Raw genomic sequence first — 21,889 nt, 5'->3', positions numbered from 1 at the left:
GCATTGCCGATTTCAAGATTTGTCCTGTGGTCTTTTACAAGGCGGTATGGATGAAGGACATATGAGCGTATCTGACTCCCCCATGCAATGTCCTTTTTTTCTTTGTGAAATTCCTGCATCTTCTCTTCCTGTTCTTTTAATTTCAATTCATACAATCTTGAACGGAGGAGTTTCATTGCAGTCGCCCTGTTTTTATGCTGACTCCTTTCAGCCTGACACTGGACAACAATACCTGTCGGGATATGCGTAAACCTCACTGCTGTTTCAACCTTGTTCACATTCTGCCCGCCTGCGCCGCCTGCCCTGAATGTGTCAACCTTTAAATCCACATCCTTTGTATCTATTTCAATATCATCTTCAATCTCCGGATAAACAAAAAGAGAGGCAAATGATGTATGCCGCCTTTTATTTGCATCAAACGGAGAAATCCTGACAAGGCGGTGAACCCCTGCCTCTGCCTTGAGATAGCCGTAGGCATATTCGCCTTCAACAGTAAATGTAACGCTCTTTACCCCTGCCTCTTCGCCTGCCTGATAATCAACAACCTCTGTTTTATAACCCTTTGCCTCTGCCCAGCGAAGATACATCCTTAAAAGTATATTAGCCCAGTCCTGCGCCTCTGTGCCTCCCGCCCCCGGATGGATTGATACAATGGCAGAGAGCCTGTCGTTCTCTCCAGAGAGCATCCTCTGCATCTCAAGACGGTTGATAGTTGTTTCTATTACTTTTAGATTTGTTTGAACCTCATTTGCGGTATCGGCATCAGAAGATTCTATTGCCAGTTCAAGCATAATCCCGCATTCTTCAATGCCTGTTTTTAGTTTTTCAATGCCTTCTATCTCAAATTTGATATTAGACTGTTCTTTAAGGAGTTTCTGCGCCTCTTCTGCCTTTTCCCATAAATTCGGGTCATTGGTCAGAACCTCAATATCCAAAAGTCTTTTTTGCTTTTTATCTATGTCAAAGAAAACCTCTGGCATCCTCTATTCTTTTTTTTATGATGCTGATTTTTTCCTGAATATCCTCAAACATAAAATACCTCCTGATGGGTTCACGCTGAAAGAAAATGCAGGGCACTTCCCCTATTATGACAAAAATTCCAAATGTAAAGATCTGTTGGAGACACTACACTAGCAATCTTTCCCTTTCTTCGGAAAATACAGCGGCAATAAAGGGGATTTATTTTTTAAGAAAAACAAGTCTGCCCCCTTTTCTTCTTTTCTTATCTGTATAATCTCTTTCCCTCAATGTATCTTTCAACATCAGAAGGCAGAAGATACTTTATTGACCTTCCACATTTAATCCTTTTTCTTATATCAGATGCAGAGACATCCAAGAGTGTTGTTGCAAGATATGTTACAGTTTTACCCTCTGCATGGATGTATCTGTTTTTTTCAGCATTATATCCAAACTGCCTTGCAACCTTTTCAGGCAGTATCTCTCCAATCTTTTTTACAGGATAACCATGCCTTGTTACAACTATAAAATCGGTAAGTTCAAATAACCTTTCATATTCGCACCATGTTGTTATATCATTAAACGAGTCTGTACCAACAATGAAACTTATTTCTGCATCAGGCATTTCCTTATGTAAAGACAAGAGCGTATCTACAGAATATGACCTGCCGCCCCTTTTTATTTCTGTATCAGAAACCTCAAAATACGGGTTGTTTTTTATTGCAAGTTTTACCATCTCAAGCCTGTCTTCAGGGGCAATCAGAGAGCCATCCTCTTTGTGAGGTGGTAAAAATGCAGGGATAAAGAGAAGCCTGTCAATAACAAGGTATTCTCTTGCCTCTTCTGCAATACGCAAGTGTCCATAGTGTATTGGATTGAATGTGCCGCCCATGATTGCAATGTGCATAAATAAATATTGCCACTACTCCTCATAAATTGCAATATTGTTTTAATATTGACAACGAATATGACCTTATTCTAATATTTAGGAAAATCCAAATTCTGAAAGGAGAAGATAATGTCAGAAAAGGTCTTGAATGTAAGCGACAGTAATTTTGAGGCAGAAATATTAAAATCAGATATGCCTGCCCTTGTAGATTTCTGGGCAACATGGTGTGCGCCGTGCAGGGCAATTGCCCCTATCGTAGAAGAGATGGCTGAAACTTATGCAGGCAAGATAAAGGTCGCGAAAATGAATGTTGATGATAACCCTGCCACACCGGGCAAATACGGTGTTAGGGGTATTCCAACACTTATACTCTTTAAAAACGGGCAGGTTGTTGATCAGGTAGTGGGTGCTGTGCCTAAGACCCAGATAAAATCTTTGATAGACAAGGTGCTGTAATCCCCTTAATTAAAGATATTAAATCATCTATAGGCGGACATTATTGTCTGCCTATTTTTTTTGAAGGTGAACTATTTGTATAGATTAAAACCTGAGATAACCAGAATCATTATCATTATCCCTGACAGCCTTGGTATTGGCGAACTGCCTGATGCGGATGAATACGGTGATAAAGGCAGTAATACACTGGGAAATATCAAAAAGACTGTTGATGGGTTTAATATACCCAATCTTGAAAAACTAGGCATTGGTAATATAGACGGCATTACAGGATTCAAAAAGGTCTCGTCACCTCTTGCATCTTATGCCCGAATGCTAGAGGCATCAAAGGCAAAGGACACTGCAGCGGGACACTGGGAGATTGCAGGGATTATCCTTGACAAACCATTTCCAACATTTCCGAACGGCTTTCCTGAAGAGATAATGAAAAGATTTGAGGCGGAAACAGGCTTGGATTATCTCGGCAATATCCCTGCATCAGGCACAGAGATTATAGAAAAACTTGGCAAAGAACACTTAAAGACTAAAAAACCGATTGTATATACATCTCAAGACAGTGTGTTTCAGATTGCAGCACATGAGGACATAATCCCTGTTCCGAGACTCTATGAGATTTGTGAAATAACAAGAAGGATTGCTGATGATTACAATATCTGCAGGGTCATTGCAAGACCATTTGTCGGCACACTATGCTCATTCAAAAGAACCGAACGGAGAAAAGACTTTTCAATTGCACCGATAGAGGAAACCATCCTTGATAAACTAAAGGCAGACGGTCTTCATGTTATCGGCATTGGTAAGATTGGCGATATATACGGACACAGGGGACTGACTGAAGAGATACATACAAAGGACAATATGGACGGCATCCATAAAACACTGGGTGTCATGAGGAAAATACAAAACGGACTTATCTTCACAAACCTTGTGGATTTTGATATGCTTTACGGGCATAGAAATGATGCAGAAGGCTATGCAAAGGCACTTATGGAATTTGATGCTGTACTACCTGAAATAATTGGATTGCTTAAAGACAGTGATATGCTTATAATTACAGCAGACCACGGCTGCGACCCGACAACACCATCAACTGACCATTCACGGGAATATGTGCCGCTTCTCGTGTATGGCAAAAGGTTAATGGGAGGTATAAATCTGGGGACAAGAAAGACCTTTGCAGATATAGGGCAGACCGTTGCAGAGGTCTTTGGACTTGGAAAGATAAAAAATGGAAAGAGTTTTTTAAAACCTAAATTGAGCGATTAAATGAGCACCAAGCTTGCCGAGACATGCGTAGATGCGAGGCGGCAAGCCGATTTGAGCGGAAGCATAGCAGCGCTATGTTGAGCATCAAATCGGTGAAGCCAACGAAGCAGATGCGTATGTATCTGCGAGCGAATGCCATTTCAAATTGCTCAATTTAGGTTAAAGGAACTGTCTTGAAAAAGGATAAAAAGATTGTCATAAAAACAAAGGATATTTTTAAAAAGATTAGAAAACCTGTGGCAAAACCGACTGCTGTAGAAAAAGACAAGACAAGATATAATCGTAAGGGTTCTAAAAATCTTTTAAAAAAACTTCTTACAACAGGAGGAACAAATAATGAAGGCGATATTTAATCTTATAATTATACTTCTTTTTTCCTCTGGCTGTGCATCCCTTTTAATAGCAGGTGCAGGCGGTGCGGTTGCATATACTATAACAAATGTTGCCTATAAAACTGTAGGATATCCGATTAACAAGGTAGAATCTGCAGCCCGCACTACATTAAAAGATATGGCAATAAGAGAGCTTGAGAAAAAGAATATAGAAAATGGTGTTCAGATAATTGCAAGGGCATCGGATTTAAAGATTTATATTAACATTGAAGAGATTACACCAAAGACTACAAAGATAAGTGTGGATGCCCAAAAATTGACAGTGATAAAGGATAAGGCAACTGCCTATGCAATAATAGAGGGAACTGAGAAGATACTGGAGTCCAAAGTCCGTTAGAATATTTCTAAAAGCCATTTTCCTTCTGCAAGGATAATCCTGAAAAAAAACCACTCATAATAGAGGCATTAAACCAATGATACGAAAGGCACAGATTAACGATATAAAAGAGATTCATAAACTCATAGAGGCATTTGCAAATAAGGGTGAGATGCTCCACAGGGCACTGATAGATATGTATGACAACCTGAGGGATTTTTATGTGTATGAAGAGAATGGTAATATTTTAGGTTCGTGCGCCCTGCACATCATCTGGGAGGACATGGCTGAGATAAGGTCTCTTACAGTAAAAGAGGATGCTGCAGGCAAGGGCATAGGCTCTGCACTTGTAAATGTATGTCTCGATGAAGCAATGGCACTTGGAATAAAAAAGGTCTTTGCCCTGACATATAAGCCTGTATTCTTTGAAAAAATTGGATTTACATCAATTGATAAGATAACACTGCCCCACAAGATATGGGGGGAATGTGTAAAATGTTTTAAGTTTCCGAATTGTGATGAAACAGCGGTAATGATTGAACTTGGGCAGCAGATGAGAAAACTCAAGGCATAAATACCTTATCAGCAACCACCTACTTTTTATTATACCCTGCAAACCCTTGCAAGCGTGAAGACATGGACAGTCTTTGCCCCTGCCTTTTTCAAGACCTTTACACATTCTGTAACAGTTGCGCCTGTTGTATAGACATCATCTATCAGAAGAATCTTTTTGCCTTTGAATATCAAGGCATCCTTAACACTGAATGCACCTTTGACATTTTTAAGCCTGTCTTTATCCTTGAGGTTTATCTGCGGTTCTGTGTATCTGATTCTCTTGAAGTTTAGATAATCCAGATGGATGTGGTGTGTCTTTGCAACCTCCCTTGCCAATAAAAGGGATTGATTAAAGCCCCGCTCTTTGAGTCTTTTTTTATGGAGCGGCACAGGGACGATGAGAAAGGCTTTTGGTTCCAGGCTGAAGGCTGAAGAGAGTTTTTCTGCCATGAGCAGACCAAGGGGTTTTGCAAGGGATGTCTTTCCGTTATATTTTAGTTTGTGGACCGCATCCATTAACACATCTTCGTATATGCCAATACTCCTCGCCATAGTAAACTTTGGCTTCTTCTTTATGCACCTGCCGCATACATGTAAACTTGACGCCTTTGAAATAAACGGGATTCCGCAAATTGTGCAGAAGCCGTCATTTATAAGATTTATGCCTTGCACGCAGTCCTTGCACAGATAACTGTCTGCTCTCCTGCCGCATATATGACAGACATGCGGGGCTATAATATCCAACAGGGAATTGAGGATTGAGCCGAACATTTGCAAAAGATTATAGCAGAAAATAGGTCGGGTGACGGCAAAAATATTTATTATTGCCTTTGTCCCGCCATATGTTATTATGCCTAATATTTAGGCATAACATGGAAAGATACAATATCCACGAAAACATAATAGAAAGCCTTGGAGAGGGTCTGCTCGGGGTTGACAACTCCCTGCAGATTACTGTCTTTAATCAGGCAGCTGAAAGGCTCACCGGGGTATCCAGTTCCATTGCCTTAAATAAACCGCTTACAGAGATATTTCAGAAAGACAGATGGCTTTACGATATTATTGATAAGACCATAAAGGAAAACAAGGTCTTTTCAGAATATGAAGGTAGTGTATTTCAAAGATTCGGCAGTACAAGGGCTGTTTCTGTTACAACCGCGCCGATGCTGGACGCAAAGGGAAACATAAGCGGCGCTGTTATAACAATAAAAGACATATCCCACATCAAGCCCATTGAACAAGATACGGCAAGGACAGAGCGTCTTGCATTCATAGGCGCATTTGCAGCAAACCTTGCGCATGAGGTTAAGAACCCGCTTGGGGGCATAAGGGGCGCAGCGCAGCTCCTTTCAAGAAGGTTGAAGGAAAAAGAACACACAGAATACACTGACTTGATAATCAGGGAATCTGACAGGCTTAATAAACTGCTTGAAGATATTTTGGATTTTTCAAATCCAAGAAATTTAAATATTGCGCCAAGAAACATCCATAAAATACTTGATAACGTCATCTCTATTCAAAATTATACCGCTCTTGAAAAGGGGATAAACATTATAAAGGAATACGACCCGAGCATTCCTTCAATATTAGGTGATAATGAGCAATTAACACAGGTATTTTTGAATATTATAAAAAATTCCATAGAGGCGATAAAAGACAGCGGAGAGGTAAAGATTTTAACAAGGATTGTTACAGACTTTCATCTTGTTGAAAAAGGATATGCGGGCGGAAATATTGCAGAAATAGAGATTAGAGACACAGGTTTTGGCATCCCAGAGGAAAATCTTGAAAAGATATTTACGCCGTTTTTTACAACAAAAAAAAGGGGGAGCGGTCTTGGGCTTGCTATATCATTAAAGATAATAAAGGAGCACGGCGGATTTTTTAAGATAGAGAGCATACATGCTAAAGGCACAGTCGTTTCCGTGCTTCTGCCAATTGCAAAGGAAGAGGAGGCAGGTAATGAATAAGAAGGCAAAACTCCTTGTTGTTGATGATGATGAGTCCATACTCTGGGTAATAGAAAGGTTTTTAAAGGAAAAGGGCATGGATTTGACAACAGCAAGAGACGGCAGGAAGGCATTTGAACTTATAGATAAAAACGATTTTGATACAGCAATTATTGATATATCCATGCCTGAAAAAAGCGGGCTTGATATATTGTCTGAACTTGATAGAGACAAGAACCTACCGGTTATAATCATGACTGCCCAAGGCACAATGAAAAATGCGGTTGAGGCGATGAAAGGGGGGGCATTTGATTATATAACAAAGCCGTTTGATTTAGACGAATTAGCCGTAATTGTTGAAAGGGCAATAGAAAATAAGAGACTTAAGGATGAGGTCTTTTCACTAAAGGGAAAACTCAAGCAGAAACTGGCAAAGGAAACGACCATCATTGGTAAAAGCAAGGCAATGCAGGAAATATTCAAGACCATAGGAAAGGTCAGCCCTACTGACGCGACAGTCCTTATACAAGGGGAAAGCGGAACAGGCAAGGAACTCATCGCAAAGGCAATCCATGCAAACAGTTTAAGGACAGAGGGTCCGTTTATTGCCATAAACTCTGCTGCTATACCAAAAGAACTCATGGAGAGCGAATTATTCGGTCATGAAAAGGGGGCATTCACTGGCGCAGTGGAAGAGAGACACGGCAAATTTGAACTTGCAGACAGTGGGACATTGTTTCTTGATGAAATCGGGGATATGTCTCTTGATGTACAGAGTAAGTTGCTCCGCGCAATTCAGGAAAAGGAGTTTTACAGGGTAGGCGGTAAAAAACCTATAAGTGTTAATGTGCGGCTCATCGCGGCAACGAACCAAAACATTGAAAAACTTGTTGAAGAAAAGAGGTTCAGAGAGGATTTGTTTTACCGTCTGAATGTTGTTCCAATAAATGTACCGTCTTTAAAAGAGAGGAAAGAGGATATACCCATTTTGGCAGAATATCTTTTACAGAGATTCCATGAAGAAATGAACATGAATTTAAAATCCTTATCAAAGGACGCAATTGATGCACTCATCCAATATAACTGGCAGGGAAATGTAAGGGAATTTGAAAATATACTGCATAAGGCAATAATTCTTTCACCAAGTCCTGTTTTATCTGCAAAAGACCTTTCAATACCGAAGAAAAAGGGCGCACAGAAAGAACCGCTGGAGGCAATAATCTATGACAGACTTGAAGAGATTATAGGAAAACTTGAGGGCAGAAGCGCCCGTGAACTATATGATATGTTTATGCCGTTTATGCAGAGGCCTCTTATAAAACTTGTCCTGAAAAAAACAAACGGCAATCAGATAAAGGCAGCATACATGCTGGGAATAAACAGAAACACCTTACGCAAGATGATAAAAGAGTTAAAGATAACAATTAGGGCTTTGGATAAGTAAAAAATCCTCAATGGAAACCATTCCTCATATCTTGCTTGATAGGGCTGCAAAGGATAAGGGTGCCGCAGTTCTGTTGAGTTATGATACAGACAGTCATGGTCAGACACCTGCAATCAAGTCAGTTTCTTGGCAGGAACTTTTGACCGTTGTCCAAGACCTCTCTCTTGGACTCATATCCCTTGGCATCGGCACATACGAAAATATTGTCATAATCTCTGAAAATAGACCCGAGTGGATAATATCAGAACTGGCAGTATTATCTATAAATGCATCATTAGTCCCCGTATACACCACCCTTACAGCAAAGGAGATTGAGTTTATATTGAAAGACTGCTCTGCAAAGGCTGTCATTGTTTCAAACGAGCATCTTCTTAAAAAAATCATTTCCATTAAAGGGCTTCTGCCAGACCTTAAAAACATAATAATATTTGATATAGACTCAGAAATAAAAGGTGCCATCTCTTTTTCAAAGGTCATTAAACTTGGGAAGGAGTTTAAGGAGACCGAACTTCTGAAGAATAAAAAAATGGGTATAAAGGAAGACGATACTGCTGTTATCATATATACATCAGGCACAACAGGAAGGACGAAAGGGGTATGTCTTACGCATAAAAATATTGTCTCAAATATAAAATCTGCTCTTGAAAAGATTGATATAAAAGAAGATGATACATACCTTTCGTTTCTGCCTTTGAGCCATAGTTTTGAGCATCTTGTTCATCTGGCTGTTTTACATCAAGAGGCAAAGATTGCATATTCAAAGGGTCTTACAAACGTTGCAGCAGACATGAAGGTCTTTAATCCAACTATTATGATAGGTGTGCCGTTCTTCTTTGCAAGGATAAAAAACAAGGTGATAGAGACTATTGAAAAAGGTTCGTGGATAAAGAAAATAGTATTTAAATGGGCGTATGAAAAAAGTGCAAAAAGCAAAGTGCAAAAAGCAAAGTTTGTGGAAACTATGATAGGTAAACTTATTTTTAAAAAGATTAGAGATGCGCTATGTCCAACAATTAGATATTTCATATCAGGCGGGGCGCCGCTTTCTAAAGATGTTGCTGAATTTTTCTGGACTATCGGCATTCCAATATTTGAAGGCTATGGTTTAACAGAGACATCACCTGTTGTGTCTGTAAATACTGCTAAAGAGATTAAGTTGGGCACCGTAGGTAAGCCAATCCCATATATTGAAGTCAAAATTGCAGATGACGGCGAGATACTCATAAAGGGTCCCAATATCATGAAAGGGTATTTGAACATGCCGGAGGAAACAAGCCTTGTTATACGAGACGGATGGTTTCATACAGGGGATATTGGAGAGATTGATAAATACGGTTTTATAAAAATTACAGACAGAAAAAAAGATATCATAGTAAATGACCTTGGCAAAAACATTGCCCCTCAGAAGATAGAGGGGATTTTGAGGACAGATGAGTTTATTAAAGAAGCGGTTGTATTCGGTGATAAAAAACCGTATATCGCTGCCTTGATAGTCCCTGATATGGAAAAACTGAAAATATACCTGCAAAGTCAGGGGAATATCTATAATGAAGATGAGAAGATTTTATCGGATGCCTATGTCCATAAATTCTATGAAAAGAGGATAAGAGGATTGTCAAAGGACTTGTCAAGATTTGAGCAGATAAGAAAATTCAACCTTATCCCACCGCTTTCATCTGAAAACGGCGAACTCACCCCAACCCTCAAGGTTAAGAGGAGAGTTGTTGAAGAAAGGTATAAAAAGGTTTTGGAAGGGCTTTATGAAGACAAAGAAATGCATTAGGTATTCCGAATGAATTGAACGAGACGCTGGCAGATCTAATTTTTTCGAAAAGTTTTTTAGTCATATTTTGCTGTCATCCCAAAAATAGACATTGATTTTTGGGGACATATTTTGTTCTGTCATATTTTGTCATATTTTGTTCATATTTTGTTCTTGACAACCCAAAATATGTTTGATATAGGGCTAATCTAAATGCTCTAATAAAAATAGACCATCAAATCTGAATAACCCTGTCAAAAGTAAAAAATCTCTATTATTGATGAAAATCATGGAGGCCCAATCGTGACTGAAGAAAAAAAAGAAGGTCAAAGTAGTCAGGGAATTAACTTATCAAGACGGCTCTTTGTTAAGAAGGCAGTGATAGGCGGCATTGCAGTAATATCCACAGCAAGTATAGCCAAAAAGGTAGTATCAACGGAATCAGAAAAGGCACAGAGAGAGGCATATATAAAGGACGAATTCCGTCAGGATATGGCGATGAAAAATATGAAGTTTGTGCTTATGACCGATGATGAAAAAAGGGAGTTGGCAGATATGTTTGTAATCGATTATTATAAGGAACAGGCATAAATATTATTTGACTTACCAAAATCAGGGGGTTGTGTAATGTCAGAAGAGAGAAGAAATACAGAAGGTAATGCGGCTGTAGATAAAACAGAAGAAAGTTCCCGCCGCAATTTTTTAAAGGAGATGGGCACGGGCACACTCCTTGGTGCAGCAGCCCTTCTAACAGGTTCGGATGATGCTGAGGCAAAGGCAACATGGGCAGAGTGGTTTCAGAAGAACTGGAGGCTAATGACAGATGAGGAGAAAAAAGAGGCTATTGCCCGACTGGAGACAAGATATTCTGAAGAATACGGCAAAAAGGTGGCAGTTGACGGCTCCCCTGCAATGAAGGATGTCTTGTTTGGTTATGCCTTGAATATACAGAAGTGTATAGGATGCAGAAGGTGTGTTCATGCCTGCGTAAAGGAAAACAACCAGTCCCGTTATAATACAGAAATCCAGTGGATAAGGGTTATAAGGATGGAAAAGGGCAACTTTCTTCCTGAAAATATGGATAAGGGTTATCCAAAGGGAGAAGGCGATACTGCCTATAAGGGTAAAGATTATGGGATTCAGGTTGGAGGCAATGCCTATGGCCCGGCAGGTGTTACACTAGAGGGACAGCACTATTATCAGCCTGAACTTGTGCCTGAAAAGGAGGCATTTTATTTCCCGATGCAGTGCATGCAGTGCGAAAAACCGCCATGTGTTAAGGTCTGTCCTGTGAGAACCACATACAGGGACCCTGACGGTATAGTAGTTATAGATTATAACTGGTGTATAGGGTGCAGGATGTGTATGGCCGCATGTCCTTACTGGGCAAGGAGATTCAACTGGGGTGCCCCTAACCTTCCAAAGGATGAGATGAACCCGCAGACCCATTATCTCGGTAACAGACCGCGTATGCGCGGTGTTGTAGAAAAATGCACATTCTGCATACAGAGGTCAAGAAAGGGCAGATATACTGCATGTGTTGAGGTATGCCCTGTTGGCGCAAGGAAGTTCGGCAACCTTCTTGATCCTGAAAGCGAGGTCAGGAAGATTTTAGAAAAGAAAAAGGTCTTTAGGTTAAAGGCTGAACTTAATACATATCCAAAGTTCTTTTACTTTATAGATTAAAGGGGTGTTGTAATGAAAATCATAGAGTTCGCAAGGGATTTTTTCTGTTATGCCTTAAAAGGCGACTCAAGGTATTACACATGGCTGGGGATACTAGGACTCCTTGTAATACCGTGGGCATACGGAAGTTACGAACAACTTATAAATAAAGGCATGATAGTGGCAGGCTTTACTGACCAAATCTCGTGGGCAATGTATGAAGGTAATTTTATATTCCTTGTTGGTGTGGCTGCTGCTGCTGTTACGGTAGTCTTTCCGTATTATGCATATCATCCTGAACCGAACGACCAACAAGAATCATCTATACAGGGACTTAGAAATGTAGTGCTTATCGGCGAGATGCTTGCCATAACTGCAGTAACAATGGTCATAATATTTATTATTTACCATATGGGAAGGCCTGACAGACTCTGGCACATCATACCTGTAATAGGTATATTCAATTTCCCCCATTCCATGCTTACATGGGATGTTCTTGTTCTTAATGTCTATCTTGCGCTAAATATCATCTGCGGTTTTTATAATATGTATAAAAAATACACAGCCGAGCCTATGAATGAGTATTTTTATATGCCGCTTGTATATATATCTATTGTCTGGGCGCTCAGCATCCATACAGTAACTGCTTTTTTAATTAATACAATGCCTCCGAGACCAATGTGGTTCCACTCTATTATGCCTATAAAGTTTATATCAACGGCATTTGCAGGCGGTTCAGCCATTATAATTGTTGCGCTTCTGGTCTATAGAAATCTTACAAAACTTGAAATACCAGATAAGGCTATCAACTTTATATCACAGGTAACTGTGTGGTGTCTGGGGATTGCACTCTTCCTTATCATGTCAGAGATTGTTACTGAACTCTATCCATCAACAGAGCATTCATTCCAAATAAAATATGTCTTATTCGGGATGTTCGGTTTATCAAAACTGGTGCCGTGGATGTGGACATCCCTGACAATTATGACAGTGTCGTTCATACTCCTTTTGATACCCCGTATAAGAAAAAATTATACCATTCTGCCTGTAATATGCACACTTCTATTCATAGGCATCTGGATTGAAAAGGGCATGGCGCTTGTGATACCGGGTATGGTGCCTTCTCCAATAGGCGAGTTTTCAGAATACTCACCTACATGGATAGAGATATTTATAACCATTGGCAACTGGGCAATAGGGCTTATTATATTTACGATATTGTCCAAGGGCGCTGTTGGTGTTATGCTCGGCGAGGTAAGGCATCCAAGCGCTATTGGAAAAGAAGTCGCAGAACATTAAAAAGATAGATTATAGACATCAGACTATAGACTTTAAGAGAGGTTTGAAGATGAAGAATATTAAATTTTCAATATTTATTTTGATTGTTTTGCTGACAGGCGGATTGCTGGTCCATAAGATAGTTTATTCACAGGAACAGACAGGACAGCAGAAAGCAGCGGAACAAGCCGCACCTTCACAGCAGGCAGAACAACCCAAAACTGCACAAGGTGAACAGCCTGTTACAGACTGTTTTGAGAGCAGGATGCCTGTAGATGGGAAAAGTTATACATCTGTAATAAGGGTTGAAAATGCTGTATCCCAATTTGGTTATCCTAATGTAAAATGCTCTAAGACTACAGGCGGGGTCCTCTGGTGGGGTGACCCTTATGATGGCACAGCAGCAATGGGTGATATGCCTGCATTAGCAGATGATGATTATACAAAAGGCGATTATGCAAAAGAAGAGGCGGTTACAAAACCAAGGGATGCCAAACTCATGTATTTTAACCTTGATCCTAATAAAAACTGTGCACTTTGTCATGATGGCAAGGTTGTGCCGTTCCCGAAAGATAAAAACCCAAGACTACTTAATGCCCATCAGGATGTAGTTGCAAATTCGCTACAGTTAATGCACGGAAGGGCTGCATTCTGGTGTCTTGACTGCCATAATCATGCAAGCGGAAAGGCAAATGCTTTGATAGACCATAAGGGAAATGAAATATCATTTAACCAGCCTCAGAAACTCTGCGGCAAATGCCATGGTGAGGTTTATGTTGATTGGAGGATGGGCATCCACGGTAAGAGGATTGGTTCGTGGGTAAAAGGCGGTAAAAAAAGATGGTGGGTTTGCACAGAATGCCACAACCCGCATACTGTTCAAGTAAACAGATTTCAGCCGATTAAACCAGAACCTGCGCCTGTACTGCCAAAGGGTATGAAGAATGCCAACCATGAACAGCGCGGCCACGGCAGTAGTCATACTGCAGCAGCAGGGGCTCACACAACAAAGGAATCACCAGCAGCACAACATTAAGGAATAGGATTATTTCTTAAATAGTGTCCCATACTTCCCATACCCTTCCTTTTCCAAGTCCTCTTTTGGAATAAATCTTAAGGCTGCAGAGTTCATGCAGTATCTTAAACCTGTTGGATGTGGACCGTCATTAAAAACATGCCCAAGATGTGAATCAGCGTTTTTGCTCCTGACCTCTGTCCTTTTCATAAATAAACCCCTGTCTTCTTTTTCAACAATATGATTCGGTTCAAGGGGTTTTGTAAAACTTGGCCAGCCTGTGCCTGAATCAAATTTATCAATAGAACTAAAAAGCGCCTCGCCTGAAACTATGTCAACATAAATCCCTTCTCTTTTATTGTCCCAGTATTCATTGTTAAATGGTCTTTCTGTGCCTTCTTCCTGCGTAACCTTATATTGCAGGGGTGTGAGTTTTTTCTTAAGTTCATCTTTAGACGGCTTTTTAAAGCCTTCTTTCTCCTGTTTCAATTCCGCAGGCGCAGGTTTTTCCTCAATCCCCCACACCTTTCTAATATACTCATCCCTTCCTGACCCTCTCCTGTAAAATTTGTATCTTATCGGGTTCTTTTTATAATAGTCCTGATGATAGTCCTCTGCCTTATAAAATGCCTCAAACTTTAATATCTTTGTGGCAATTGGTTTATCGTATTTCCCGGATTTGGCAAGTTTTTGCTTTGACATTTCTGCTGTCCGTTTTTGTTCATCATTATGATAAAAGATGGCAGACGCATACTGCTGACCCCTGTCAACAAATGAGCCGCCGGCATCAGTTGGGTCAATATTTCTCCAGAACACATCCAAAAGTTTTTCATAACTTACCTTTTCAGTGTCGTATGTAATTTGTATTGCCTCATAATGTCCTGTTGCGCCGGAAGAGACCTCTTCATATGTGGGATTTTGTTTGTTGCCGCCTGTATATCCTGATGTAACCTCAACAACGCCATCCAGTTTTTCAAACGGAGGCTCCATGCACCAGAAACAGCCCCCTGCAAATGTGGCAGTTTCAACTTTTTTGTCTTCGCTAGTCATAGGCATACTCCTTGACGGCATCTCGGCGTTTGAACAGCCTGCTGAAAGGAAAAATAGCAAGATAGATGTTAGAAGTAATTTTTTCATATCTACAATGATACTTTTATGGGTCTCTGAATCTTTGATTTCTACAAAATGAGGTCTTATAATTCCTCCTATGATTGGTTTTCTGCATAATAAAAAGATACTTAGATCCCTTGAGACTGAAAAGGTGGCCCTTCTGTGGAATAATCCACAGTAACCAAAAATTCTATAAAGAAAAGAGCCACTGATGAAATTAAACACTAAACTAAGGAAAAAAGCAATAAGGGGTGTTGAGCAAATGAGGAATTTCTTGGGGATATGGAAAGACGGGGTTTAGAGTTCTTGAGGAGAATTATCTGGGGGTTACTCTTTAAAACTTCTTGTTTCTCTTATTCTATGCTATGTTATGACCGCTTTATGGTTCTTTTTTACCCACCCAGTTACACGATGAGCCTTAATATTTACTCATATGAAACTCAACCTATTTAAAATTATACTTTTTTTATTCATTCTGGTTGTTATGTCCTGCACAAAAACTATACCAAGCAGGGCAATAAGCTCTGAAAATATAAAGATAATGGTTCTCAAAGATTTAAAAGCAGTGATTGTAGAAAATGTGGGTGACATAGAAACACCATCTGAAAAAGTGGATGTACCTGACAATGGTATAATGAAAATTACAACAGAAGAAACAGGAAGGGTCATGCTTAACGGCATTTATGTTAATGCCCTGCCCATCAGAATATCTTCCAGAAACAAGATATTATACCTTAATAACCGTCCGTTCAGGGGTAAATTAGAAGTAACTCATGGTGAGAAAGGACTTATGGTAATAAATGATGTTGATATTGAAATGTATCTTGTCGGACTTATAAATCATGAAATATCGTCAAAGTGGCACATTGAGGCTGTAAAGGCACAGGCAGTTATAGCAAGGACATATGCACTCTATCAGAAGACAAAGAAAACTAATGCACCTTATCATCTGGAAGGCACAGTGCTTGGTCAGGTCTATTCAGGGCGCATTACAGAAGATGAATCTGCCTTTGAGGCTGTGATGGAAACAACAGGTATGGTTTTAAAATACAACGGTGACCTAGCCCTTGCTGTTTATCACTCAAATGCAGGTGGTTGGACAGAGGCGTCCCAGAATGTCTGGGCACGAGAGTATCCATATCTTAAGACAGTTGAAAGCCCTTATGATGAACTCGCCCCAAATTTTGAGTGGAATCTTTCTAATACACCAAATGATATTTCTACAGCATTAAACAATGCAGGATATAAGGTAGGTGAAGTTGAGGCACTATTACCTGTAGAAAAAACACCAACCAGCAGGATAAAGAAAATCAGGATAATCCACAAAAATGGGAAACTGGAGATTGCTGGTGAAGATTTAAGAAGGGTTCTAGGTTATGATAAACTGAAAAGCACACGGTTTGAAATAAAACCTGTTGCTGAAGATGGCAAGGTTAGATTATTTGATTTTTCAGGCAAAGGTTCAGGACATGGCGTTGGTCTTTCACAATGGGGTGCAAAAGGCATGGCTGAAAAGGGTTATACTTACAAAGACATTTTAAGGCATTATTATAAGGGTGTGGAGATTGAAAAGATATACTAATGCTGATGGCTGAAGGCTAATGGATGATTGATATAAAAGAATTTGACTACAACCTTCCTAAAGAACTTATTGCACAGTTTCCTCAAGAAAAACGGGATGAATCAAGGTTGATGATAGCGCACCGTGATACTGGCAAAATAGGGCATAAAAGATTTTTTGAAATTACAGATTATCTTAAATGCGGCGATGTGCTTGTCTTAAACAATACCCGTGTTATACCTGCAAGGCTTTATGGAAAAAAATCTACAAGCGGAGAGGTGGAGGTTTTCTTATTAGAGCAGCAGTCCTCATCAATAGGACAGGCATCTTGCCTGTCAAAAAAAAATATCCAAATATGGAAATGTCTGATAGGCAATTCAAAAGGCATAAGACAGGAAAATATAATTGAATTTGAAGATAGTTTAAAGGCAAGGATTATTGCAAAAAATGAAGATGGAAGTTGGCTTGTTGAATTCTTTGCAAAAGGGGATATAAAAGAGGTAATAAACAAGATAGGCATAATGCCTCTCCCACCGTATATAAAGAGAGTCAGAAGTCAGAAGCCTGCCCTCGAAGGCTTCAATCGGGGGTCAGAAGTCAGAGAGATGGATATAGAAAGATACCAAACTGTCTTTGCAAAAAAGGACGGTGCAGTTGCCGCGCCTACTGCAGGACTGCATTTTACAGATGAATTGCTTACAAAGATAAAATCTATTGGTGTTGAAGTTCTGTATATAACACTGCACACAGGCTGGGGCACATTTAAACCTGTAAAGGTTCAAGATATAACAAAACACAGGATGATGGCGGAATATTATGAGATTTCTCCAAATGTTTTTGAGGCAATAAAAAATGCACATAAGGAAAACAGAAGAATTATTGCAGTAGGCACAACCGCAACAAGAACCCTTGAATCATGCGTAAGAACCGGATGGGAAAGCCCAAATTTAAAAGGCTATACGGATTTATTTATATATCCAGGTTTTAAGTTCAAGGTTATGGATGCGATGGTTACAAATTTTCATCTGCCAAAGTCAACACTTTTTATGTTAGTTTGTGCATTTGCAGGCAGGGACTTTATAATGAAGTCTTATAAACTAGCGATAGAAGATAATTACAGATTTTTCAGTTACGGTGATGCGATGATGATTTTGTAAGCCCGAAAAATGCATTTGGTTTTTATTTTTCGGGACAAACACAAGATTTGAGCCAAAACAAAATAAGGGGGACAGTAAAAAAGAAAAAAGGGGGAAAGGGGATTTACGCACAACTTATTTTTTACCTTCTTGCAACAATCTCTTTAACATAATCCCTTTAAGACTCTATACCAAACATTCCTGATTCTCAAAAAAATTCAAAACACCTTTTCTCAGGTTCTCATTATTTCCACTGCAATCGGGTTTGACTCGTTGAACTCTGATGCAAGATAGGGGTGTGGTTCGATGTCAGGATCAATATTCATTGCTATCTCTGCAAGCATAAATCTAAAATCGATGCTGTCTCCAATAAACCGGCCAGTCAGTATCGCAAGGTCAATATCGCTCCACTCGTCGGCCATGCCTTTGACATAAGAACCGAAAAGATATGCGCCGAGAACGTGAATATTTCTTGATATCAGAACATCTATATATTCTTTTATTTCACGGTCAATCAGTCTTTTATCTTTTCCAGCAGCCATCTCCTCAACTTCCCCATCTTCTCGCCTTCACATGGTCAGGCGTATAATCAGGCAAAATCATTGGCCCAACAATCGGTTCCTTTATATGCGCGGTCTTTAATTCTTTCTCGAATTTCTCAACATGCTCCAAAGTTAGTTTTTTTGCCCCTTGCCCCTTGCCCCTTGCCCCTGTTTTTACATACTCTGCTGCCTTATTCCCTGTCCTTCTGCCAAAGACAAGTATGTCTAGAAGCGAATTGCCCATAAGTCTGTTCCTGCCATGAACGCCGCCTGTAACCTCGCCTGCTGCATAAAGCCCTGAGACCGATGTCTCTCCATTGTCATTTATCTGAAGTCCGCCGTTCTGATAATGCAGGGTCGGATAAACCAGCATAGGCTCTTTGCTTATATCAATGCCGTATCTCTTGAATTGGATAAATTTTGCAGGCAGTTCCTTGTTTACAGTTCCTTCCCCGCGGAGTATGTCAATCATCGGCGAATCAAGCCATGTGCCGACTCTGCCGACTGGGGTCATAATGCCTTTGCCCTTTTCAATGCACTCTCTGATAATGCAGGATGACTCAATATCCCTCGGCTCCAATGGAAAGCAGAATTCCTCGCCGTCAATGTTGATTAACTGCGAGCCAAGCCCCCTCACCTTTTCTGTAATCAAAAGTCCGACATTCTGTTCAGGATAAATAACCCCTGTCGGATGATACTGGGTTGAATCCAAATCCTTCATCTTAACCCCTGCCCTGTATGCCATGACAATGCCGTCTGCTGTTGCGCCGTAATGATTTGATGTTGGAAAGCCCTGAATATGAAGCCTTCCAAAACCGCCTGTTGCCATAATCACAGCCTTTGCCTTAACAATATAATATTCCTTTGTCTCAAGGTTATATAAGATAGCGCCGCTGCATCTGCCATCTGTATCAAGCAGAATTTCAACAGCAGGGGAAAATTCCAAGACCTTTATATCATCTGCGCGGTTCCTTGCCTCATCCCTCACAACACGCATGATTTCTGCGCCTGTCATATCCCCTGCAGAGTGCATCCTCTTTCTGCAAGTGCCGCCGCCGTGCTGAACCTTCATCCTGCCGTCAGGATGCTTGTCAAACATCATGCCAAGGTTTTCAAGCCATTCTATTACAAGCGGCGCATCATTTGTCATAGCAGCGACCAAATCCGGCTGGTTGCTGAAATGACCGCCTCCGACAACATCAATATAATGATAATACGGCGAATCACACTCCTGATCAGCGCCCTGAATACCGCCCTCTGCCATAACAGTATTTGAATCGCCGTGACGGAGTTTTGTTGCAATAATCACCTTGCGGCCATGCTCTTGCGCAATCAATGCCGCTGCTGTGCCGCCGCCGCCGCCACCGATTACCAAAACATCTGTCTCATAATCAACCTTTGTTAAATCAATTGCCTTTGGATTGATTCTGCTTTTTGATTCAAGCAGGACGCACACCTCTTCAGGAAAAACATCACCCTTATTTGAACCAACCTTTACAGGCCTCCTGCCGTCGCTCTTATAATCAGGATGATATTTATTCAGCCATTCTTTGCGCTGCTCCATTGTAAGCGCAGTAAAGTGCTGATTCTTCCTTGCCCGCTCAACCCTTGCAGGTCTAGTTGCCTCAACCTTTTTTATAAGCTCTTTAAGTTCTGGTGTGTAACCGCTCATAGGTTTCTCCTATCTGTCTCTTTTAGAATTTGTTGAATAATCGGTTCAATTGGAGGCAATTCTTCTTTTACAACCAGCCACACCTTTTCCAAATCTACTCCAAAATATTCATGTATAAGTTTATCTCTCATTCCTGCCATCCTTTTCCATGGAACATCAGGATATTTCCGTCTCACTTCGTATGGTATCCTTTTTGCCGCCTCGCCCAAAACCTCCAGGCTTCTTATAACAGCATTTATGGTCTTCTTATCTTTAATGAATCCATCATAATTCATTCCGGTTGTAAACTCTTTAACCTCCATAGCAGAGGTTAAAATATCTTGCAAATAATCTCCGAAATCTCTATTTTTCATATATACACAACTTCTTCCAGTATATACCTGCCTATTCTGGGTTTAAGCGCCTTTTTTGATACAAGGTCAACCTTTGCATGAAGTAAATCTTCAATATACTCTTCTAGTTCAAGAAACTTAAAAAACCCCACCGGCTCAGCAAAATCAACCAATATATCAATATCGCTGGTTTTCTTTTCCTCGCCTTTTACATATGAGCCAAATATCCCGATTTCTTTTACCTTAAAATTTTTTCGGAATTTGTCTTTATGCAGAGCAAGTGTTTTTTTAATCTCATCAAATTTCATAGTTCTCTACCCCAAAAACTTCATGAACTGATCAGGTGTATAACCGTTCATAATAAACCTCCGTAAACTGTAAAATGTAAACTGTTTTGATTCAGTTCACCGTTCACAGTTAATAATTCACAAGTATTTTGTCTCTTTCGGCATCCACTTGCCCGGCTCTGCCAAATCTGGCTCTCTTTCCCTTTCTGTATATAGTTTCTTTAATTCATCAGCGCTTTTCTTTGTAAGTTCATCAAGCATCTTGATATACTTTTTGCTCTTTACCTCTTCAACCCGTTTTTTAAGATGCTCTGCCTTTGGAAGCATGTATTTGCCGTAAACCCTTCTCACAAACATTGCTGCTGTAAACTGTGAAATCTGCGCAGGGCAGCGGGATGCGCACAGTCCGCACATAACGCAGTCAAAACTCTTTATTGCAGCGCCCTTCAAATCGCCCCGCTTCATCAGGGCAACATAATCCATAACATCAATATCCATCGGACATGTCCTTGTGCATGTGCCACAGCCAACACATTTAAAAACTTCGGGATACAATCTCCTCAATTCTTCATGCGGCGCATTCTCTAAACTCTCAAGGTCATAAACAGGTCTATTTGCAGGAAAGAACGGTAGTTGCACAATAACCATATTTGGCTGGGCAACTGTCTGGCATGCAAGACCAGTTCTTAATTTGTAATCACCAAGAAACCTGTAGAATGTCCCGCATGCCCCGCATATCCCGCCTCTGCACCCGCATCCGCGCATATACTGATAACCAGCATACTCTATCGCCTTCATAATGGTCAAAGTCTCGGGAACCATGTATTCCCTTCCCATTATATAAATTGGTATCATCTTTGCGCCTTCCGGCGGGATTGTCTTATCGCCTGTTGCAAGTGGTTTTATCTTCTTCTTTTTACCTTCAGCCATGATGGACTCCTTTTAAATACTGGCTATAGGCACGGGGCTATAGGCTATGGGTTTTATTTTTACCCATAACCCATTGCCCATAACCTATCGCCTGCCTTTTAGAAATCGTTATACATTTTTTTCACTTCCTCCGCCGTATAAACCGGCCCTTCCTTGCAGATGTAAATATCGCCCACATTACACCTTCCGCATTTTCCCACGCCGCACTTCATCTTATTTTCAAGTGTCGTGTAAACCTGCTCATCGGAGAAGCCGAGTTTGTTCAATGCCTGTAATACAAATTTTATCATAATCGGCGGTCCGCATGTTACTGCAACTGCATTATTCGGAGAAGGCGCCGCTTGCTCAAGCACGGTCGGCACAAAACAGACCTTG

General features: G+C 40.4%; 24 protein-coding genes. 14 read left to right on the top strand and 10 right to left on the bottom strand.

The genetic code is table 11. The features are described from left to right. Both prfB and HZC45_09255 read right to left on the bottom strand, forming a co-directional pair. Window positions 1-1,032 (bottom strand): peptide chain release factor 2 gene (prfB, locus tag HZC45_09260; protein MBI5683327.1). Its coding sequence is split into 2 segments (ribosomal slippage), with 1,031 coding nucleotides annotated over them: window positions 1-962 and window positions 964-1,032; the frame shifts between segments, so codons are not numbered across the junction. This gene is flagged as partial in the annotation. Window positions 1,033-1,222: 190 nt separating this feature from the next. Further along, a complete protein-coding gene (locus HZC45_09255; protein ID MBI5683326.1) occupies window positions 1,223-1,864 on the bottom strand; it encodes a nicotinate-nucleotide adenylyltransferase in 642 nt (213 codons plus the stop codon). Between the two features lie 108 nt (window positions 1,865-1,972). Between HZC45_09255 and trxA the strand changes: the two genes are divergently transcribed. From trxA to HZC45_09230, 5 genes are all read left to right on the top strand, one after another. Continuing rightward, on the top strand, window positions 1,973-2,302 hold the full coding sequence (gene trxA / locus HZC45_09250; GenBank protein ID MBI5683325.1) for a thioredoxin TrxA: 330 nt from the start codon (window positions 1,973-1,975) through the stop codon (window positions 2,300-2,302). A 96-nt stretch (window positions 2,303-2,398) separates the two neighbouring features. Beyond that, window positions 2,399-3,568: a phosphopentomutase gene (locus HZC45_09245; GenBank protein MBI5683324.1), complete on the top strand. Its 1,170-nt coding sequence runs from the start codon at window positions 2,399-2,401 to the stop codon at window positions 3,566-3,568. Window positions 3,569-3,741: 173 nt separating this feature from the next. After that, the gene (locus HZC45_09240; protein MBI5683323.1) at window positions 3,742-3,921 is read left to right on the top strand and encodes a hypothetical protein; all 180 of its coding nucleotides are present in this window, start codon (window positions 3,742-3,744) and stop codon (window positions 3,919-3,921) included. Next, window positions 3,905-4,297: a DUF3568 family protein gene (locus HZC45_09235; GenBank protein ID MBI5683322.1), complete on the top strand. Its 393-nt coding sequence runs from the start codon at window positions 3,905-3,907 to the stop codon at window positions 4,295-4,297. The genes HZC45_09240 and HZC45_09235 overlap by 17 nt, the downstream gene beginning before the upstream one ends. A 76-nt stretch (window positions 4,298-4,373) precedes the next feature. After that, window positions 4,374-4,850: an N-acetyltransferase gene (locus tag HZC45_09230; protein ID MBI5683321.1), complete on the top strand. Its 477-nt coding sequence runs from the start codon at window positions 4,374-4,376 to the stop codon at window positions 4,848-4,850. A 29-nt stretch (window positions 4,851-4,879) separates the two neighbouring features. Here the strand turns inward: HZC45_09230 and HZC45_09225 are convergent, their stop codons facing one another. After that, complete coding sequence (locus tag HZC45_09225) at window positions 4,880-5,602, bottom strand: ComF family protein (protein ID MBI5683320.1); 723 nt, start codon at window positions 5,600-5,602, stop codon at window positions 4,880-4,882. A gap of 101 nt (window positions 5,603-5,703) precedes the next feature. On the opposite strand from HZC45_09225, the gene HZC45_09220 reads away from it, so the two are divergent. The 7 genes from HZC45_09220 (at window position 5,704) to HZC45_09190 (ending at window position 13,965) form a co-directional block, all read left to right on the top strand. Continuing rightward, window positions 5,704-6,801, top strand: coding sequence for a PAS domain-containing protein (locus tag HZC45_09220; GenBank protein ID MBI5683319.1), 1,098 nt, complete (start codon window positions 5,704-5,706; stop codon window positions 6,799-6,801). Continuing rightward, a complete protein-coding gene (locus tag HZC45_09215; GenBank protein ID MBI5683318.1) occupies window positions 6,794-8,224 on the top strand; it encodes a sigma-54-dependent Fis family transcriptional regulator in 1,431 nt (476 codons plus the stop codon). Before HZC45_09220 ends, HZC45_09215 begins: the two co-directional genes overlap by 8 nt. 10 nt (window positions 8,225-8,234) lie before the next feature. Next, the gene (locus HZC45_09210; GenBank protein MBI5683317.1) at window positions 8,235-10,007 is read left to right on the top strand and encodes a long-chain fatty acid--CoA ligase; all 1,773 of its coding nucleotides are present in this window, start codon (window positions 8,235-8,237) and stop codon (window positions 10,005-10,007) included. A gap of 282 nt (window positions 10,008-10,289) precedes the next feature. Then, window positions 10,290-10,577: a hypothetical protein gene (locus tag HZC45_09205; GenBank protein MBI5683316.1), complete on the top strand. Its 288-nt coding sequence runs from the start codon at window positions 10,290-10,292 to the stop codon at window positions 10,575-10,577. A 36-nt stretch (window positions 10,578-10,613) separates the two neighbouring features. Beyond that, window positions 10,614-11,672, top strand: coding sequence for a 4Fe-4S dicluster domain-containing protein (locus HZC45_09200; GenBank protein ID MBI5683315.1), 1,059 nt, complete (start codon window positions 10,614-10,616; stop codon window positions 11,670-11,672). Window positions 11,673-11,684: 12 nt separating this feature from the next. Beyond that, the gene (gene nrfD / locus HZC45_09195; protein MBI5683314.1) at window positions 11,685-12,950 is read left to right on the top strand and encodes a polysulfide reductase NrfD; all 1,266 of its coding nucleotides are present in this window, start codon (window positions 11,685-11,687) and stop codon (window positions 12,948-12,950) included. Between the two features lie 49 nt (window positions 12,951-12,999). Next, window positions 13,000-13,965 (top strand): hypothetical protein, encoded by a 966-nt coding sequence (locus HZC45_09190; GenBank protein ID MBI5683313.1) that lies wholly within the window; start codon window positions 13,000-13,002, stop codon window positions 13,963-13,965. A gap of 9 nt (window positions 13,966-13,974) precedes the next feature. Here HZC45_09190 and msrB read toward each other — a convergent pair whose 3' ends face one another. Then, window positions 13,975-15,081, bottom strand: a complete 1,107-nt coding sequence (msrB, locus tag HZC45_09185; GenBank protein MBI5683312.1) for a peptide-methionine (R)-S-oxide reductase MsrB — start codon at window positions 15,079-15,081, stop codon at window positions 13,975-13,977. 457 nt (window positions 15,082-15,538) lie between these two features. On the opposite strand from msrB, the gene HZC45_09180 reads away from it, so the two are divergent. Then, window positions 15,539-16,636 carry a SpoIID/LytB domain-containing protein gene (locus tag HZC45_09180; GenBank protein ID MBI5683311.1) on the top strand — a complete coding sequence of 366 codons (1,098 nt, stop codon included), beginning with the start codon at window positions 15,539-15,541 and terminating at the stop codon, window positions 16,634-16,636. Between the two features lie 26 nt (window positions 16,637-16,662). Beyond that, entirely contained in the window at window positions 16,663-17,772 is a 1,110-nt protein-coding gene (gene queA / locus HZC45_09175) for a tRNA preQ1(34) S-adenosylmethionine ribosyltransferase-isomerase QueA (GenBank protein ID MBI5683310.1), read from the top strand. Between the two features lie 212 nt (window positions 17,773-17,984). Here the strand turns inward: queA and HZC45_09170 are convergent, their stop codons facing one another. From HZC45_09170 to HZC45_09145, 6 genes are all read right to left on the bottom strand, one after another. Beyond that, window positions 17,985-18,293, bottom strand: a complete 309-nt coding sequence (locus tag HZC45_09170) for a nucleotidyltransferase domain-containing protein (GenBank protein ID MBI5683309.1) — start codon at window positions 18,291-18,293, stop codon at window positions 17,985-17,987. A gap of 4 nt (window positions 18,294-18,297) precedes the next feature. Further along, the gene (locus HZC45_09165) at window positions 18,298-19,965 is read right to left on the bottom strand and encodes an FAD-binding protein (protein ID MBI5683308.1); all 1,668 of its coding nucleotides are present in this window, start codon (window positions 19,963-19,965) and stop codon (window positions 18,298-18,300) included. Then, window positions 19,962-20,318, bottom strand: coding sequence for a DUF86 domain-containing protein (locus tag HZC45_09160; protein ID MBI5683307.1), 357 nt, complete (start codon window positions 20,316-20,318; stop codon window positions 19,962-19,964). The genes HZC45_09165 and HZC45_09160 overlap by 4 nt, the downstream gene beginning before the upstream one ends. Then, complete coding sequence (locus HZC45_09155) at window positions 20,315-20,605, bottom strand: nucleotidyltransferase family protein (GenBank protein MBI5683306.1); 291 nt, start codon at window positions 20,603-20,605, stop codon at window positions 20,315-20,317. The genes HZC45_09160 and HZC45_09155 overlap by 4 nt, the downstream gene beginning before the upstream one ends. A 117-nt stretch (window positions 20,606-20,722) precedes the next feature. Then, on the bottom strand, window positions 20,723-21,514 hold the full coding sequence (locus HZC45_09150; GenBank protein MBI5683305.1) for a 4Fe-4S dicluster domain-containing protein: 792 nt from the start codon (window positions 21,512-21,514) through the stop codon (window positions 20,723-20,725). Window positions 21,515-21,612: 98 nt separating this feature from the next. After that, window positions 21,613-21,889: heterodisulfide reductase subunit F (locus HZC45_09145; protein ID MBI5683304.1), on the bottom strand; the 277-nt coding region annotated here is incomplete at its 5' end.

It is taken from the genome of Deltaproteobacteria bacterium, assembly GCA_016223005.1.
In the GTDB taxonomy this organism is placed as follows: Bacteria; Desulfobacterota; GWC2-55-46; order UBA9637; family GWC2-42-11; genus JACRPW01.
This window is presented reverse-complemented; position numbering and strand designations above follow the sequence as displayed.